The sequence below is a fragment of the Nonomuraea sp. NPDC003754 genome (assembly GCF_053605785.1).
On record NZ_JBSGJX010000018.1, the window covers coordinates 1 to 17243 of the forward strand.

12 protein-coding genes are annotated in these 17243 nt (G+C 71.7%); 6 read left to right on the top strand and 6 right to left on the bottom strand.

The genetic code is table 11. The annotated features are described in order from the left end of the window. The 3 genes from ACWEVS_RS22655 to ACWEVS_RS22665 all read right to left on the bottom strand — a co-directional run. A partial coding sequence (locus tag ACWEVS_RS22655; protein WP_452553140.1) for a hypothetical protein occupies positions 1-307 on the bottom strand: 307 nt, incomplete at its 3' end. A gap of 71 nt (positions 308-378) precedes the next feature. Next, on the bottom strand, positions 379-816 hold the full coding sequence (locus ACWEVS_RS22660) for a MarR family winged helix-turn-helix transcriptional regulator (RefSeq protein ID WP_354916654.1): 438 nt from the start codon (positions 814-816) through the stop codon (positions 379-381). Positions 817-903: 87 nt separating this feature from the next. Continuing rightward, a complete protein-coding gene (locus ACWEVS_RS22665; RefSeq protein WP_452553268.1) occupies positions 904-2439 on the bottom strand; it encodes a long-chain-fatty-acid--CoA ligase in 1536 nt (511 codons plus the stop codon). A 186-nt stretch (positions 2440-2625) separates the two neighbouring features. Between ACWEVS_RS22665 and ACWEVS_RS22670 the strand changes: the two genes are divergently transcribed. Together ACWEVS_RS22670 and ACWEVS_RS22675 are read left to right on the top strand one after the other, a co-directional pair. Beyond that, positions 2626-3855 (top strand): cytochrome P450, encoded by a 1230-nt coding sequence (locus ACWEVS_RS22670; protein WP_449927750.1) that lies wholly within the window; start codon positions 2626-2628, stop codon positions 3853-3855. Between the two features lie 23 nt (positions 3856-3878). Then, positions 3879-4718, top strand: coding sequence for an alpha/beta fold hydrolase (locus tag ACWEVS_RS22675; RefSeq protein WP_452553142.1), 840 nt, complete (start codon positions 3879-3881; stop codon positions 4716-4718). Here the strand turns inward: ACWEVS_RS22675 and ACWEVS_RS22680 are convergent. Then, positions 4684-5754 (bottom strand): methyltransferase domain-containing protein, encoded by a 1071-nt coding sequence (locus tag ACWEVS_RS22680; RefSeq protein ID WP_452553144.1) that lies wholly within the window; start codon positions 5752-5754, stop codon positions 4684-4686. The two genes, ACWEVS_RS22675 and ACWEVS_RS22680, sit on opposite strands and share 35 nt — an antisense overlap. Positions 5755-6003: 249 nt before the next feature. Further along, positions 6004-7200 (bottom strand): beta-ketoacyl-[acyl-carrier-protein] synthase family protein, encoded by a 1197-nt coding sequence (locus tag ACWEVS_RS22685; protein ID WP_449927756.1) that lies wholly within the window; start codon positions 7198-7200, stop codon positions 6004-6006. Positions 7201-7325: 125 nt separating this feature from the next. Here ACWEVS_RS22685 and ACWEVS_RS22690 point away from each other — a divergent pair, with 125 nt between their 5' ends. After that, entirely contained in the window at positions 7326-8567 is a 1242-nt protein-coding gene (locus tag ACWEVS_RS22690) for a cytochrome P450 (RefSeq protein WP_452553146.1), read from the top strand. Positions 8568-8616: 49 nt separating this feature from the next. Here ACWEVS_RS22690 and ACWEVS_RS22695 read toward each other — a convergent pair whose 3' ends face one another. Then, on the bottom strand, positions 8617-10185 hold the full coding sequence (locus ACWEVS_RS22695) for a hypothetical protein (protein WP_452553147.1): 1569 nt from the start codon (positions 10183-10185) through the stop codon (positions 8617-8619). A gap of 545 nt (positions 10186-10730) precedes the next feature. Here ACWEVS_RS22695 and leuS point away from each other — a divergent pair. The 3 genes from leuS (at position 10731) to ACWEVS_RS22710 (ending at position 17135) form a co-directional block, all read left to right on the top strand. After that, positions 10731-13181 carry a leucine--tRNA ligase gene (gene leuS, locus ACWEVS_RS22700; protein WP_449927762.1) on the top strand — a complete coding sequence of 817 codons (2451 nt, stop codon included), beginning with the start codon at positions 10731-10733 and terminating at the stop codon, positions 13179-13181. 136 nt (positions 13182-13317) lie between these two features. Then, positions 13318-13839 (top strand): DUF1697 domain-containing protein, encoded by a 522-nt coding sequence (locus ACWEVS_RS22705; protein WP_449927764.1) that lies wholly within the window; start codon positions 13318-13320, stop codon positions 13837-13839. Between the two features lie 188 nt (positions 13840-14027). Continuing rightward, the gene (locus ACWEVS_RS22710) at positions 14028-17135 is read left to right on the top strand and encodes a S41 family peptidase (RefSeq protein ID WP_452553149.1); all 3108 of its coding nucleotides are present in this window, start codon (positions 14028-14030) and stop codon (positions 17133-17135) included. Positions 17136-17243 lie beyond the last annotated feature (108 nt).

Here is a 17243-nt window from a genome sequence, read left to right on the forward strand (position 1 = left end):
AGTTGCCCGCGAGCAGCCACCGGACGGGCTCGATCACCAGCGACAGCGTGCCGAAGACGCCGAGGGTGAGGGCCAGCGCGATCCTGGCCCAGTTGTGGCCGCGGCGCAGGCTCGCCGCCAGGGCGACGGCTCCGGCGAACACCGCCAGCCGGAAGGCCAGCCCGCCGGCGAGGGCGGCGAACGGGGTGCCGGCCGACAGCGCCTGTCCGACGGCGAGCGTGGCCTCGAAGGCGCCCGCGCCGACGGCGGCGAACCAGAGGGTGGAGGAGGCCTTGACGGATGCGGGGAGTGTCTGCGTGGTGGGCATGCGTCCAGTGTTCTGGATCACCCGCGGGCGGATCTCCCCCGCGCGCACCCGTTTCGCCGGTAGGGAGCGCCCTACCCGCGGGTGGCCGTCAGCTCGTCGGTGGCCTCCTGGAAGGCGCCGGCCGCCTTGCCGAAGTAGTCGAACAGCGTGGCGCGCTGCTCCTCGGTGTAGCCGCCGAGCAGCTCCGCCAGCCGCTGCCGGGCGCCGCTGAGCGCCGCGTCCAGCCGGGCCGGCCTGCCGGACGCCTCGACGATCACCTTGCGCCGGTCGGCGGGGTCGGCGGCCCGCCTGACGTAGCCGCTCTGCTCCAGGCGGTCGATCAGCCTGGTGGTCGCGCCCGTCGTGAGGCCCGTACGGGCGGCCAGCTCGCCCGAGGTGAGCGGACCTGACAGCTCCAGCGTGTTGAGCGCGTAGAGGTCGGTGGCGTTCAGCCCCGCCGCCTCGGCGCTGGCCAGGCTGTGCAGGACCACCGCGCTGAGGTAGTGGCGGAAGACCACGCTGGGTTCCATCGGGGGATTCCTTGTCTTGTGCAAGAGTTGCACTAAGGAAGATATCACCGCGGGCCGCGGGGGCGCCCCCGCGGCCCCGTTCCCGCCTCAGCGCAGCTCGCGCTTGAGGATCTTGCCGGTGGCGGTCATCGGCAGGTCGTCGCGGAACTCGACGATCCGGGGGTACTTGTAGGCGGCCATGTTCTCCTTGCTCCAGGCCACCAGCTCCGCCTCGGTGGCGGCGGCGCCCGCGGCCCGGATGACGTACGCCTTGACCTCCTCGCCGTGCGACTCGTGCGGGACCCCCACGACCGCGGCCAGCGAGACCGCGGGGTGGGTCATCAGGACCTCCTCGATCTCGCGCGGGTAGACGTTGAACCCGCCACGGATGATCATGTCCTTGGCCCTGTCGACGATGGCGTAGTAGCCGTCCGCGTCGCGGGTGGCGATGTCGCCGGTGCGGAACCAGCCGTCGTTCATGACCTCCGCGGTCGCCTCGGGCCGGTTGTAGTAGCCCTTCATGATGTTGTGGCCGCGGATGGCGATCTCGCCGGGGCCCTCGCCCTCGATCGTCTTCCAGTCGTTGTCGACGAGCCTCATCTCCACCCCCCAGATCGGGGTGCCGATGGTGCCGGGCTTGGTCGGCCGGCCGAGCTGGTTGAAGCTGGCCACCGGGGAGGTCTCCGACAGGCCGTAGCCCTCCAGGATGCCGATGCCGAAGGTCTGCTCGAAGTCGCGCAGCACCTCGACGGGGGAGGAGGCGCCGCCGGCCACGGCGAGCCTGAGCGAGGAGGGCGCCTCGACGCCGTCGGCGTGGATCTTGGTCAGCAGGCCCCAGAACATCGTCGGCACGGCGGCCAGGAAGGTGATGTTCTCCTTGCGGATCAGCTCCAGCGCCGCGCCGGGCTCGAACCGCGGCATGAGCACCAGCGTGCCGCGCCTGCGGAAGCCCGTGTTCAGCACGACGGTCTGCCCGAAGGAGTGGAAGAGCGGCAGCACGGCCAGGTAGGTGTCGCCGCCGGGGGTGCGGGGGAACATCTCGTCGGCGACCATGGCGTTCATGAGCATGTTCTGGTGGCTCAGCTCGGCGCCCTTGGGCTGGCCCGTGGTGCCCGAGGTGTAGAGGATCACCGCGGTGTCCTCCGGGGCGGTCTGCACCGTCTGGAACTCGCCCGGCATGCCGTTCAGCGCCGCCCAGATCGACTCGCCGTACTCCGACTCGGTGGCCAGCGGAGTGGCCGGCAGCACGAAGAAGTGCTCGCAGCCCTCGGCGGCCTCGAAGCCCGCCTTGCCACGCTCGCCCAGCGGCAGCTCGGGGGTGCCCTCGAAGCAGAACAGCGCCTTGGCGTCGCTGTCGTCGAGGTGGTAGGCGATCTCCCTGGCCTGCAGCAGCACGTTCAGCGGCACGACCGTCGCGCCCGCCTTGAGGATGCCGAAGTAGACGAAGGGGAAGTACGGTACGTTCGGACAGGCCAGCGCGACCTTGTCGCCCTTGCCGACGCCGCGCGCCACCAGCAGGTTCGCCACCTGGTTGGCGATCGTCTCCACCATGGAGTACGGCAGGCGCAGATCGCCGAAGACGACGGCGGTGTCGTCAGGGGCGTTGCGAGCGCTGTCCTCGAGGACGATCGACAGGTTGAGCATGGGCAGGCCTTCCTCCCTCGCGCTGACTCCTACGCGCGCCATCTTGGCAGGAACCACATACCGACCGGTAGGTAACAAAGGTTACAGATGCATATGGACGAGCCGGGCCGGGTGACGTACGCGCCACACTGGCGGGACGGTGTGGGCCCTTGACGTAAGTGAACACTTGCGCCAACGATGGACGGCATGGACATCGATCTGTCGCAGATCCCCTTCTGGGGTCTTCCGCAGGCCGAGCGGATGGCCGCCTTCAGACGGCTGCGCGAACTGGACCGGCCGGTGTTCGTCAAGGAGAACCCGGTGCCCTTCATCGGCGCGGGCGAGGGCTACTACGCGCTGGTCCGCCACGCCGACGTGGTCGAGGCCAGCCGTAACGCCGAGGTGTTCAGCAGCGAGCCGTGCTCCAACAGCATCCCCGACATGCCGCGCTGGCTCGCCGTCTACTTCGGCTCGATGATCAACATGGACGACCCCCGCCACGCCAGGCTGCGCAGGATCGTCTCCAGGGCGTTCACGCCGCGCATCCTGGCGAAGATGGAGGACGACCTCGCCGTGGCGGCGACCGAGATCGTGGACCAGGCGGTCGAGGCGGGACCTGGCGACTTCGTCGAGCAGATCGCCGCCAGGCTTCCCGTCCGCGTCATCTGCGACATGATGGGGATTCCGGCGAAATTTCATGACATGGTGCTGCGCCGTACCAACGTGATCCTCGGCAACGCCGACCCCGAGTACACCGGCGTCCGGCCCGACTTCAGCCGCTGGAACGTCGCCAAGGGGCTCGGCAAGCTCCTGCACGCGGGCCACTCCCTCAACCGGCTGGCCGCCGCCCTCGGCGACGAGCGGCGCAAGCGGCCCACCGGCGACCTGGTGAGCCTGCTGGTCAACGGCGACGAACGGCTCACCCCGCAGGAACTCGGCTCGTTCTTCATCCTGCTGGTCGTGGCGGGCAGCGAGACCACCCGCAACGCCATCGCCTACGGGCTCAAGCTGTTCACCGACCATCCCGAGCAGCGCGAGCACCTCATGGCCGACTTCGACGGGCGGATCACCAAGGCGTGCGACGAGATCGTGCGCTACTCCACCCCCGTGATCCAGTTCCGCAGGACCGTCACCCGCGACCACGGGATGTACCGCAAGGGCGACAAGGTGCTGCTCTTCTACAACTCCGCCAACAGGGACGAGGCCGTCTTCACTGACCCCGACGTCTTCGACATCACCCGCGACCCCAACCCGCACGTCGGCTTCGGCGGCCCCGGGCCGCACTACTGCCTCGGCGCCCACCTGGCGCGCAGGGAGATGACCGTGATGTTCCGCGAGCTGTTCACCCGGCTGCCCGGCATCCGTGCCGTGGGCGAGCCCGACTTCCTGCTGTCGAACTTCATCAACGGCGTCAAGCACCTCACGTACGCGTACTGACCGACCGGCAGGGGAGCGACGACATGACCGCCATCGAGATCGGGACCGTCCACGCCAACGGGCTGGAGTTCGCCTACCTGACGTGCGGCGACGGCCCCCTCGCGCTGTGCCTGCACGGTTTCCCCGACACCGCGCACACCTGGCGCCACCTGATGCCCGAACTGGCCGGCCGCGGCTACCGCGCGGTGGCGCCGTTCCTGCGCGGCTACGCGCCCACCGAGATCCCCGCCGACGGCGCCTACGAGGCGGCCGCGCTGGTGGCCGACGTCCTGGCCCTGCACGAGGAACTGGGCGGCGACGAGCGGGCCGTCGTCGTCGGGCACGACTGGGGCGCCTTCCCCGTGTACGGCACGACCGGCCGCTTCCGCAGGTCGGTGGCCATGGCGGTGCCGCCGGTCGGCGCCCTGCTGTCCGGGTTCTTCGACTACGCGCAGCTCAAGCGCTCCTTCTACATCTTCCTGTTCCAGACCGGCCTGGCCGAGAGCGCCGCCGCGACCCCCGGCTTCCTCGACGGGCTCTGGCGCGACTGGTCGCCCGGCTACGACGCCACCCAAGACCTGGAGTTCGTCAGGCGGAGCATCGGCGCGCCGGCCAACCTCGCCGCCGCGATCGGCTACTACCGCGCCATGCTCGGCACCACCCCGCCCTCGGGCCGCTTCCCCGAGCCGCCCGCGCCCGACCGGCCCGTGCTCTACCTGCACGGCGCCCAGGACGGCTGCCTCGGCGAGCACCTGGCCAAGGACGCGCTCACCCACCTGCCGCCGGGCTCGCGGATGGAGAAGGTCGCGGGGGCGGGGCACTTCCTGCACCTCGAACGCCCCCGCGAGGTCAACGACCTGATCCTCGCCTGGCTGGAGGACTGAGCACCGCGATCACCGGGTGCCTGCCCATGAGGCTCACCCGGATCGCCCTGTCCACCTGGAAGCCCGGCGGCCGGACGAGCTCCGGCAGCAGGGCGACGACCCTGCCCGGCCGCTTCAGCACCCGCCGCAGCTCGCTCCAGAACCTGTCGTGGCCGGCGGCGAGCAAGCCGCCCGCGGCCACCTGGCGCTCCCACGGCGGGTTGACCAGCGCCACGTCCACGCTGCCGGCGGGCAGCGGGATCCGGCCCGCGTCAGCGGCCAGCCACCCGATCCCCGCGCCGGCGCCCGCCGCCGCGTTGCCCGCGGCCACCCGCACCGCGGCGGGGCTGAGGTCGGCGCCGAGATAACGGGCCGACGGGGCCGCCGCGCGCGCCTCGATGAGCGTCGTGCCCGCCCCGCAGCACGGATCCAGCACCGTGCGCGCCCGCTCCAGCCCCGCCAGCCTGACCATCGCCGCCGCCACCGGCGGATGCAGCGTGCCCGGCACCGTGCCGATCTTGTACGGCCTGCGGTGCAGCGGCCTGCCGGCGATCCGCAGCCCGATCACCGCCTCGTCGCCCTCCACGCTGACCCGCCAGGACAACGCGCAGGGCGGCGGCGGCCCCTGCCTCCTGGAGTGGTACGGCACGCCGAGGCGAGCGGCCAGCTCGGCGCCCACGGCGTCCTCGATGTCGTAGCGGGTGAACGTGCGCCTGCCCAGGAAGGACGCGGACACCTCCAGCCCTGCCACCTCGGGCGGCGCCTTCACCTCGGCCGAGCCGCCGAACTGCGCCTTCAGCGACACCAGCGCGGCGGCGTCCACCTCGCGGGCGGCCGCGCGCAGGCGGTCCAGCGCGGCCTTGGTGTGCCCCACCCGCCCGGCCACCGTGCCCGCCAGCAGCACGTCGTCAGCCGTTCGCAGCTCGAGCAGACCGGGATCGGGCACGCCCCGCCTGAACCACACCTCGCGGTGCCGGAAGCGCTCCGCACCGCCGATCTCCTCGGCCACCAGCGGCTCAAGGCCGCGTACCGTCCTGGCCACCAGGAGCGTATGCACCTGTCTTCTCCCACGTCGCGACCCGGGGCGGCGGCATGCCGTCCCGCATCACCGGCGGTGGGCCGGTGCTCGCGAGAGCGGCCGCGGCCCGCCGGCGGGTCGTCAACGTCGGAAGAAGAACGTCACGCGCAGAACCTAGCGGGCGCCGCGCACCCGGCTCAACGCGTTTTCACCACCCCTGCCGACCTCGGGACGAGGGTCTTCGAGGAGGAGGACGAGTGCTGGACGGAGGGGAGAGGGAGATCGCGGCTAGCGTCCCAGCACCAGGCTGGCGTTGTGGCCGCCGAAGCCGAAGGCGTTGACGAGCACCGCCCCGCGGGGGAGCGGCGCCGCCGTCCCGCGCACCACGTCGAGCTCGATCGCCGGATCGAGGCTCTCCACGTTGATGGTGGGCGGCACCACACCCTCCACGATCGAGCGGACGGCCGCGACCGTCGCCACGCCGCCCGCGCCCCCGCACAGGTGGCCGATCATCGACTTGATCGCGGTCACCGAAGGGTGCCGGCCGACCGCGCCGGCGATCGCCTCGGCCTCCACGGGGTCGCCCTCGGGGGTGGAGGTGGCGTGCGCGCTGACGTGCCCCACGTCGGCGGGATCGAGCCGCGCCTCCCGCAGCGCCGTGGTGATCGCCCTGGACTGGCCCTCGACGGCGGAGGCGGTGATGTGGACGGCGTTCGACGTGACCGCCGCGCCCGCCAGCGTGGCCAGCACCCTCGCGCCGCGCGCGGCGGCGAACGCGGCCCGCTCCAGCACCACCAGGCCCGCGCCCTCGCCCAGGACGAAGCCGTCCCTGCTCACGTCGAACGGCCTGGAGGCCCGCGTGGGCTCGTCGTTGCGCTTCGACAGCGTCCTGGCCTGGGCGAAGGCGGCCATCGTCAGCGGGTGGACGCACGCCTCGGCGCCGCCGGCGACGACCACGTCCGCCCGGCCCAGCCTGATCAGGTCGAGGCCCATCGCGATCGCCTCCGAGCCCGACGCGCACGCGCTGACCGGAGCGTGGGCGCCGCCGCGCGCGCCCAGCTCGATGCTGACCCAGGCGGCCGGGCCGTTGGCCATGAGCATGGGAATGGTGTGGGGCGAGACCCTGCGCACGCCCTCCTTCTCCAGGATGTCGTCCTGGTCGAGCATGGTCACCGCGCCGCCGGTGCCGGTGCCGATCACCACGGCCAGCCGTACGGGGTCGACCTCGGGACGGCCGGCGTCCGCCCACGCCTCCCGCGCCGCCACCACCGCGACCTGCTCGCACCGGTCGAGGCGGCGGGCCAGCGGCCGGCCGAGCACCTCGGCGGGGTCGTCGGTCAGCCGCGCCGCGATCCGCGCGGGCAGGTCCCACTCCGTCGGGCCGACACCCGAGCGGCCGGCCAGCAGCCCCTCCCACGTCGTCGCCACGTTCCCGCCCAGCGGGGTGGTCGCGCCCAGCCCGGTGATCACCACATCAGATCTCATACCTCCACGCTGCAGGGCGGTGATCGCCCGCGTGGATGCCGTAACAGACGAACGTGGGCTCCAGATCTTGTCGAACGCGCACATAATCTTGACGTAAGTAGTCACTTTCGCCAACCATGGTGCCCATGAGGCTCGTGGACTTCGACCTGTCTGACCAGGCTTTCTGGGCGCTGCCCATGGCCGAGCGCGAGGCGGCGTTCGCCCGGCTGCGCGCGCTCGACGGGCCGGTCTTCTTCGAGGAGATGGAGGTGTCCTTCGCGCCGAAGGGCCCGGGCTACCACGCCCTGGTACGGCACGCCGACATCCTCGAGGCCAGCCGCAACCCCGCGGTCTTCTGTTCGGGCGACGGCGGCGCGACCAACATCCCCGACATGCCGCCCGAGTTCACCGAGTACTTCGGCTCGATGATCAACATGGACGATCCGCGGCACGCCAGGCTGCGCCGTATCGTGTCCAGGGCCTTCACGCCCAAGATGATCAGGCAGTTCGAGGCGGACGTGGAGGCGGCCGCCGCCCGCATCGTCGACGACCTGCTGGCCAAGGGCCCGGGCTGCGACTTCGTCACCGAGGTGGCCGCCAGGCTGCCCCTAAAGATCATCTGCGACATGATGGGCATCCCGGAGAAGGACTACCAGTTCGTCTTCGACCGCTCGAACTTCATCCTCGGCGGCTTCGACCCCGAGTACATCGGCGCCGACATCGGCGACGTCGCCACCCGCCTGCTCAACGCCGGTTTCGAGCTGCAGCAGCTGGTGCAGGACCTGGCCGCCCACCGCGCCGACCACCCCACGTCCGACCTGACCTCCGCGCTGGTCAACGCCAACCTCGACGGCGAGCGGCTGACGCTGCAGGAGCTCGGCTCCTTCTTCATCCTGCTCGTCGTGGCGGGCAACGAGACCACCCGCAACGCCATCTCCTACGGCCTGCGCCTGCTCACCAAGAACCCCGCCCAGCGCGCCCTGCTGCTGTCGGACATGGAGGCCCACCTGCCGGGCACGGTCGAGGAGATCGTCCGGCTCGCCTCGCCGGTCAACTTCATGCGCCGCAAGGTGACGCGCGACGTCGAGATGAACGGGCACCTCTACAAGGCGGGCGAGAAGGCCGTCCTGTTCTACTGGTCGGCCAACAGGGACGCCGCCGTCTTCACCGACCCCCACGCCTTCGACATCACCCGCAGCCCCAACCCGCACGTCGGCTACGGCGGGCCGGGCCCGCACTTCTGCCTGGGCGCCCACCTGGCCCGCAGGGAGATCACGGTGATGTTCCGCGAGCTGCTGCGCCGCGTGCCCGCGATCGAGGGCGGCAAGCCCGACCGGCTCCACTCGGCCTTCATCAACGGCATCAAGCACATGGAGTGCACGTTCTGAGGCCGCCAGGCCCGGCCGTCCCCGCCTCCTGGCTCTCCCCGGCGGGAGGTCAGGAAGCGGCGGTCGGCTTGATCTGCTTGAAGACGCTGTTGATGTCGGGAAGCAGTTCCTTGTGCTCCGACGGCACCGACATGTAGACGATCGCGGGCACGTCCGCGCCCGTGTTGATCGCGGCGGCCACCACGGTCGTCTTCGCCCCGTCGACCGTCACCTCGTAGGCGTTGAGCTGGGCGGGCAGGTCGCCGACCTTCAGCGTCTGGGTGGCGATCTTCCTGGCGATGTTCGGGGTGGCGAAGTACAGCTTGCGCGCCGACACCACCACGGCCTTGATCACCGGCTCCAGGTCGTCGGGGGAGGAGTAGGTGCCGGCCAGCCTGGCGGGCAGCGGGCCCGTCATCACCTGGGCGACGACCGGCTTGCCCGACGCGTCGGTGCCGGCGGGGGCGAACTGGCGGGTGCTGTAGCCGTACGTGGACTTCATGGTGGTGCGCACGTCGGCCTTCCACGGGCCGCCGAGCCTGGGCACGGAGATCCCCGCGGTGGAATCGGCGGTCACGCCCGTGACAGGGGAGGGGGTGCCCTGGAACCTGGGCAGACGTCCCACGGACGGCTTCTTGGTGGGCGGCTTGGCGGTCGAGGCCGTCGGGGACGGCTCGGCGGCGGGCGACGCCGACGTCTCCTTGGCCAGCGGGCCCGCCAGGAAGGCCCACAGCAGCGCGGCGACCAGCGCGATGCCGATCGAGCCGGCCAGCGCGTAGATCCAGACGGGCTTGCCGGGGCCGTCGTCGTCGCTGTCCTCGGCGCCGATGGCCTCCTCGTCGCCGTCGCCGAAGACGGTGTTCCACAGTTCCTGCTGGCGCTCGGGCGGCGGGGTGCGCGAGCCGCTGATCTGCCCCGCGGTGACGAAACGGTTGTCGGGGTCGGACGGGTCACGGCTCAGCTGGGCGCCGGGACGCTGCTCGCCGGGGACGCCCGTCATCGGGCCGGGCGCGGCAGGCCCCGCGGCGTCGGCCGCGTTCATGAGCGGACCGCCTGCCTGCTGGTGACCGCCCGGCTGCGGGTGACCGGCCGGTGCGCCCATCGTCCTGGGGTCGGCCCCGAGCGGGGCGCCCTGATGCGGACCTCCATGGAGAGGATCGCCATGGAGCGGGCCGCCCTGCGCCGGCGCGCCCTGGCGCGGATCGCCGTAAACGGGGCCGCTCTGGACGGGGCCGCCCGGGTGGCCCCCGGGTGCGGGGTTGCCGGCCGGCGGGTTGAGCCGGGGGTGCGAGGGGCTGGTGCCCGCGCCGAGCGGGTCGGCGGGGTCGATGCCGCCGAGCGGGTCGGGCGCGGGCGGCGCCGCGGCGGAGTCCCTGGGCGGCCAGGGCGCCGGGGTGGACAGGTTCGACCAGGCGGGCAGCGGCTCGCGGGCGGGCGGCGCCTGCTCGGGCCACGCGGGGGCCGAGCCGTTCGCGCGAGGCGCCTCCGGCCACGATCCCGACGCGGGCTCGATGCGGGAGGCCTCCGGCCACGCGGTCGGCACGGGCTCGTGACGTGACGTGTCGGACCACGCGCCGGGGCCGCGCTCGTCGCGGGCGTCGGGCCGCGACGCCGGCACGTCGGGCCAGGACGGCGGCAAGGGTGACGCTCCGGAATTCTCCGTTGCCATTGCTGCCGTACCTCCCGAGGTTATGTCCGGATTGGACGCACCCGGCATGATCTCATGCGAAGCCGGTGGTTCCGCAGCAAAACGTGAGAAGCCAGTGGGATCGGTCGGCGGGTCCTGCATGGGCAGGCCGTCGGGGTCCCATCCGGGCTCAGCTGAGCGCGCCACGGTGACGAGAGTAAACTAAAGGGACATAAGAGGTCACACGGGGCGTAGATACTCGAGTGTGGAGCGCGAGGACCGAACTGGGCGCGGCCGGGAAGCGCTGCATACATCACCATCCGGTCTCGCAGGAGCGGAAGCGTCCATTGTGCCCGGGGATCCCGGCCCGGACATGGCTTTCCACGGAAGACGAGCGGTTGTCGGCTGCGCTAGTCTTGACACGTGCGTTCCGCGACCCAGCTGCTTAGCGGGCCGCGACGGCCGTCGAGCTGAACTCCCGCCGTCGCGGCGACCCCTCGTTGCGGGAACGAGGGGTTTTCTTATGGGTCACATCTTTTAACCGAAGGAAAACCGCCGTGAGTGAGTACGATCCGCAGGCGCTGCAGGCCAAGTGGCAGCAGCGATGGGAGGAGCAGGACCCCTTCCGGGCGAGCGAGGACGCCGCCGACACCCGGGAGCGGCGTTACCTGCTGGACATGTTCCCGTACCCGTCTGGCGACCTCCACATGGGCCACGCCGAGGCGTTCGGCCTGGGCGACGTCGTGGCGCGCTACTGGTTCCAGCGCGGCTACAACGTCCTGCACCCCATCGGCTGGGACTCCTTCGGCCTGCCCGCCGAGAACGCGGCGATCAAGCGCAACGCCCACCCCGCGGAGTGGACCTACGCCAACATCGAGACCCAGGCGGCCTCGTTCAAGCGTTACGCAATCTCCTTCGACTGGTCGCGGCGTCTGCACACCAGCGACGCCGAGTACTACAAGTGGACCCAGTGGCTGTTCCTGCGCTTCTTCGAGCGCGGCCTGGCCTACCGCAAGGGCGGCCTGGTCAACTGGTGCCCCAACGACCAGACCGTGCTGGCCAACGAGCAGGTCGTCGCCGGCCGGTGCGAGCGCTGCGGCGCCGAGGTCGTCCGCCGCGAGCTGACCCAGTGGTACTTCAAGATCACTGACTACGCGCAGCGCCTGCTGGACGACATGGAGCAGCTGCAGGGCGGCTGGCCCGACCGCGTGCTGGCCATGCAGAACAACTGGATCGGCCGCTCCACCGGCGCGGACGTGCGCTTCGAGATCGAGGGCCGCGACGAGCCCGTCACGGTCTACACCACCCGCCCCGACACCCTGTACGGCGCGACGTTCTTCGTGGTGGCCGCCGACTCGGCGCTGGCCGACGAGATCTGCGACGACATCCACAGGGAGGCCTTCGAGGTCTACCGGCGCCGGGTCGCCAAGCTGAGCGACATCGAGCGGCTGTCCACCGAGAAGGAGAAGACCGGCGTCTTCCTGGGCCGCTACGCGATCAACCCGGTCAGCGGCGAGCGCATCCCCGTCTGGGCCGCCGACTACGTGCTGTCCGACTACGGCCACGGCGCCATCATGGCCGTGCCCGCGCACGACCAGCGCGACCTCGACTTCGCCCGCACCTTCAACCTGCCGGTCAAGGTGGTCGTCCACACCGGCATGGCCGACCCGGGCGAGACCGGCATCGCGACCCCCGGCGAGGGCCAGCTGGTCAACTCGGGCCCGCTGGACGGCCTGAGCAAGGCCGAGGCGATCGCCAAGATCATCGAGGTGCTGGAGGAGCGCGGCACCGGCACCGCCACGGTCAACTTCCGCCTGCGTGACTGGCTGCTGTCCCGCCAGCGGTTCTGGGGCACCCCGATCCCGATCATCCACTGCCCCGACTGCGGCGAGGTGCCCGTCCCCGACGACCAGCTGCCCGTCACGCTGCCCGACCTCCGGGGCGAGGCGCTGGCGCCGAAGGGCATCTCCCCGCTGGCCGGCGCGACCGAGTGGGTCAACGTCGAGTGCCCGAAGTGCGGTGGCGCCGCCCAGCGCGACACCGACACGATGGACACCTTCGTCGACAGCTCCTGGTACTACCTGCGCTACACCGACCCGACCTACACCGAGGGCCCCTTCGACGTGGAGAAGGTCCGCAAGTGGGGCCCGATCGACCAGTACGTCGGCGGCGTCGAGCACGCGGTGCTGCACCTGCTGTACTCCAGGTTCTTCACCAAGGTCCTGCACGACATGGGCATGGTCGACTTCACCGAGCCCTTCACCCGGCTGCTGAACCAGGGCCAGGTCATCAACCAGGGCAAGGCGATGTCCAAGTCGCTGGGCAACGGCGTCGACCTGGGCCAGCAGATCGACGCGTTCGGTGTCGACGCGGTCCGCCTGACGATGGTGTTCGCGGGTCCGCCGGAGGACGACATCGACTGGGCCGACGTCTCGCCCGCCGCCTCGCAGAAGTTCCTGGCCAGGGCCTTCCGTGTCTTCACCGAGGTGGCGAGCGAGCCGGGCGTCTCCTTCGAGGGCGGCGACCTGGAGCTGCGCAAGTTCACGCACCGCACCGTCGACGAGGTCACCAAGCTGGTCGAGACGCACCGCTTCAACGTGGCGGTGGCCCGCATGATGGAGCTGACCTCGGCCATCCGCAAGGCCATCGACTCCGGTCCCGGCGCGGCCGACCCGGCCGTCCGCGAGGGCGCGCAGGCGCTGTCGGTCATGCTGTCGCTGGTCGCGCCGTACACCGCCGAAGAGGGCTGGGAGCGCATGGGCGGCGGCGGCTCGGTCTTCCACGCGGGCTGGCCGGTGGCCGAGCCGGCGCTGCTGGTGCAGGACTCGGTGACCTGCGTCGTCCAGGTCGCGGGCAAGGTCCGCGACCGGCTGGAGGTCTCGCCCGGCATCTCCGAGGGCGACCTGCTGGCGCTGGCACTGGCCTCCGAGAAGGTGCGGGCGCTGGTGCCGGGCGAGCCGCGCAAGGTCATCGTCCGCGCGCCGAAGCTGGTCAACATCGTTCCGTAGGGATCCTGGCGGTCCCGTACGGCAGGCACGACGGCCACCGGGCTGACCCGGTGGCCGTCCGCCTTTCCGCCCGCTCCTCCCTGCTTTCCGTCCTACCTGCCAGGAGCTGTCAGGTATGCGGCGTACCGTGCGAGACATGCGATACGTGGCCTTCCTGCGCGGCATCAACGTCAACCCCCGCACCCAGGTCGACATGGCCGCCCTGCGCGCGATGCTGGAGGACCTCGGCTACACCGCGGTCCGCACCCATCTGCGCAGCGGCAACGCCGTCTTCACCGCCGAGCCGCAGCCGAGGGAGCGGATCGAGAAGGCGATCGGCGGCGCGTTGGAGCCGCCGGTGGCGGTGATGGTGCGCACGGCCGCCGAGTTGCGGGCCGTGGTCGAGCGCAACCCCCTCGAGGTGCGCGACCCGGCCAGGTTCGCGGTCGTGTTCCTGTCGCGGGCGCCCGACCGCGAGGAACTGGAGAGCATCGACCCCGCCGACTACGCCCCCGAGGTGATGCGGGTCGGCGAGCGGGAACTGTACATCGACTTCCCCGACGGCCTGGCCCGGCCCAAACTGCCGCCGCTGCTGGAGAAGAGGTCGGACAACACCGGCACGATGCGCAACTGGAACACCGTGACGAAGCTGCTGGAGCTGACGGGAACTGACGGATGAGGTTCGCTCGTAGCGCATCCGGCCGGCGCCCGCCGTGAAGATCCAGGTCATTACCCGCCGGTGCCCCGGCCGGTACGGCTCCAGCAGGGAAAATCCGCGGCGGCCGACCAGCCGAGCATTAGTGTGCAACTGTGACAATTGGCGCTTACCTAAGGTATCCCCATCTGCACGGAGACCTGATCACGTTCGTGGCCGACGACGACGTCTGGCTGGCCCCGCTGGACGGAGGAAGGGCCTGGCGATTCACCGCCGAGCGCGCCCCCGTCTCCTACCCCCGGTTCTCCCCTGACGGCACCAGGCTGGCATGGACCAGCACGCGTGAGGGCACGCCCGAGGCGTTCGCCGCGGAGATCGACGGGGCCGCGGGCGAGCGGCTGACCTACTGGGGCCACGCCTCCACCGGTGTGCGCGGCTGGACACTCGACGGCCGCGTCCTGGCGATCAGCGCGACCGGGCAGGCCTCACGCGACCGGACGTGGGCCTACGCCGTACCGCTGGACGGCGGGCAGGCCGAGCGCCTGCCGTACGGATGGGTGAGCGAGGCCGCCCCCAACGCGGGCGGCGGCGTGGTGACGGTCTCGCCGGTGTGGCGCGAGCCGTCCCAGTGGAAGCGCTACCGGGGCGGCACCGCCGCCAAGATCTGGATCGACGCCACCGGGTCGGGCGAGTTCACCAGGCTGTTCGCCGACAGCATCGCGCAGTACTGGTCGGCCATGTGGGTCGGCGGCAGGATCGCCTTCCTGGCCGACCACGAGGGCGTCGGCAACCTCTACTCCGCCCTGCCCGACGGCTCCGACCTGCGCCGGCACACCCAGCACGAGGAGTTCTACGCCCGGCACGCCGCCACCGACGGCACCCGGGTGATCTACAGTCACGCGGGCGACCTGTGGGCGCTCGACTCCCTGGACGGCGAGCCGTACCGGCTGGAGGTCAGGCTGGGCGGGCCCCGGCCCGCGCGGGCCACCCGCCCGGCGCCCAGCAGGGCCGCCGACTTCGCGCCCGACACGACCGGCCGGGCGAGCGCCGTCGAGATCCGCGGCACCGCCCACTGGGTCACCCACCGGGACGGACCCGCCGGCGTGCTGCGCGCCGAACCCGGCGTCAGGGTACGGCTGCCGCGCGTGCTCGGCGAGGACGGCCTGGCCGTCTGGATCAGCGACGCGACCGGAGAGGACGCGCTGGAGATCGGCCGCCCCGGCGGCGAGATCCGCACGCTGGCCTCCGGACAGCTCGGGCGCGTCCTCGACCTGGCCGTCGCACCCGACGGCAAGCACGTCGCGCTGGCCAGTCACGACGGGCGCCTGCTCGTCGTCGACACCACGACCGGCGCGACCAGGGAGCTCGACCGGACGGCCAACGGCGACATCGACGGCATCACCTTCTCGCCCGACTCCGCCTGGCTGGCCTGGTCGCACCCGCACCACGAGCCGCTGCGCCAGATCAAGATGGGCCGCGTCGACGGCACCTCCGTCATCGAGGTGACCTCGCAGCGCTTCAGCGACTACGCCCCGGTCTTCACCAAGGACGGCAAGCACCTGGCGTTCCTGTCGATCAGGACGTTCGACCCCGTCTACGACGCGCACGTGTTCGACCTGTCCTTCCCCGCCGGAGCCAAGCCGTACCTGGTGCCGCTGCAGGCGACCACGGCCTCGCCGTTCGCCCCCTCACTGGAGGGCCGCAGCTTCAACGGCGCCGAGTCCGACACGCCGTCGTCGCCCGACACCCCCGACGGCGGGAAGGACAAGAAGGCCAAACCCGCCACCGAGGTGGACGCCGAGGGGCTGCCCGCCCGCGTCGTCGCCGTCCCCGTCCCCGCCGGGCGCTACTCCAACCTGCGCACCGCCAAGGACGCCCTGCTGTGGCTGCGCCACCCGCTGGCCGGCGAGCTCGGCGACGGCAACGAACGCGAGGAGGTCGTGCTGGAGCGCTACGACCTCAAGAAGCGCGCCAAAGCGGAGATCGCCAAGGACGTCCGTGCCTTCGAGGTCAGCGGCGACGGCACCCGCCTGGTCACCAACGGCAAGAACGGCCTGCAGACCCGCGCGGCGAGCGAGGGCGACGAGGTCGTCGGCGTCGACCTCGACCGCATCACCGTCACCATCGACCCGGTCGCCGAATGGCGGCAGTCCTACCACGAGGCCGGGCGGCTCATGCGCGACCACTACTGGCGCGCGGACATGGACGGCGTCGACTGGGCGGGCACGCTGGCCCGCTACGCCCCGCTCGTCGAGCGGATCGGCGCCTACTCCGAGCTGATCGACCTGCTGTGGGAGGTGCAGGGCGAACTGGCCACCTCCCACGCCTACGCCCGGCCCAACGGCGCCGCCGTCGACCCCAAGCGGCGCCAGGGACTCCTCGGCGCCGACCTCGCCCTCCGCGACGGCGCCTGGGTGGTGGACAGGATCCTGCCCGGAGAGTCCTCCGACCACGCCGCCCGCTCGCCGCTACTGGCCCCCGGCGTCGCCGTACGCGAGGGCGACGCGATCGTCGCCGTCGGCGGCCGGCCCGTCGACCCGGTGCGCGGCCCGCAGGCCCTCCTCGCCGGAACGGCCGAGCAGCCGGTCGAACTGACGATCAGGCCAGCCTCGGGCGGCGACACCCGGCGCGTGGTCGTGACACCGCTGGCCGACGACACCGCGCTCCGCTACCACGACTGGGTCGAGAGCCGGCGCGCCTACGTCCGGCAGGCCTCCGGCAACCGGCTCGGCTACCTGCACGTCCCCGACATGGTCGCCAGCGGCTGGGCGCAGTTCCACCGCGACCTGCGCACCGAGATGCCGCAGGAAGGCCTCGTCGTGGACGTACGCGGCAACAGCGGGGGCCACACCTCCGAACTGGTGCTGGAGAAGCTGTCACGCAAGGTGAGCGGCTGGGCGATCTCGCGCGGGTACGAGCCGATGCGCTACCCCGAGGACTCGCCGCGTGGCCCCGTCGTCGCCGTCACGGACGAGTTCGCGGGATCCGACGGGGACATCGTCAGCGCCGGGATCAAGAACCGGAACATCGGTCCGCTCATCGGCACCCGCACCTGGGGCGGGGTGATCGGCATCGACGGGCGGTACCAGCTGGTCGACGGAACGGTCGTCACCCAGCCCCGGTACGCGTTCTGGCTGGACGGCGAGGGGTGGAACATCGAGAACTACGGCGTCGACCCTGACATCGAGGTGGTGATCACACCGCAGGACCGGGTGGCGGGGCGGGACCCGCAGCTGGAGAAGGCGGTGGAACTGGCGCTGGCGGCACTCGACCAGCAACCGGCGGCCACACCGCCCGACCTTCCCCCAACCCGCAACTGACGGGCCGCTGAGCGGGGTCGCGCGCGGGCCCCGGCAGTGCCGGAGACCGGACGTTCCGTGTGGTCGGCACTGCCGGGGGCCGGACGTTCCGTGCGGTCGGCGCTGCTG

Bases quoted from the DNA above. Each gene is read 5' to 3' on its own strand.
- ACWEVS_RS22660 (WP_354916654.1), bottom strand. From the start codon at position 816: ATGGAACCCAGCGTGGTCTTCCGCCACTACCTCAGCGCGGTGGTCCTG.
- ACWEVS_RS22665 (WP_452553268.1), bottom strand. From the start codon at position 2,439: ATGCTCAACCTGTCGATCGTCCTCGAGGACAGCGCTCGCAACGCCCCT.
- ACWEVS_RS22670 (WP_449927750.1), top strand. From the start codon at position 2,626: ATGGACATCGATCTGTCGCAGATCCCCTTCTGGGGTCTTCCGCAGGCC.
- ACWEVS_RS22675 (WP_452553142.1), top strand. From the start codon at position 3,879: ATGACCGCCATCGAGATCGGGACCGTCCACGCCAACGGGCTGGAGTTC.
- ACWEVS_RS22685 (WP_449927756.1), bottom strand. From the start codon at position 7,200: ATGAGATCTGATGTGGTGATCACCGGGCTGGGCGCGACCACCCCGCTG.
- ACWEVS_RS22690 (WP_452553146.1), top strand. From the start codon at position 7,326: ATGAGGCTCGTGGACTTCGACCTGTCTGACCAGGCTTTCTGGGCGCTG.
- ACWEVS_RS22705 (WP_449927764.1), top strand. From the start codon at position 13,318: ATGCGATACGTGGCCTTCCTGCGCGGCATCAACGTCAACCCCCGCACC.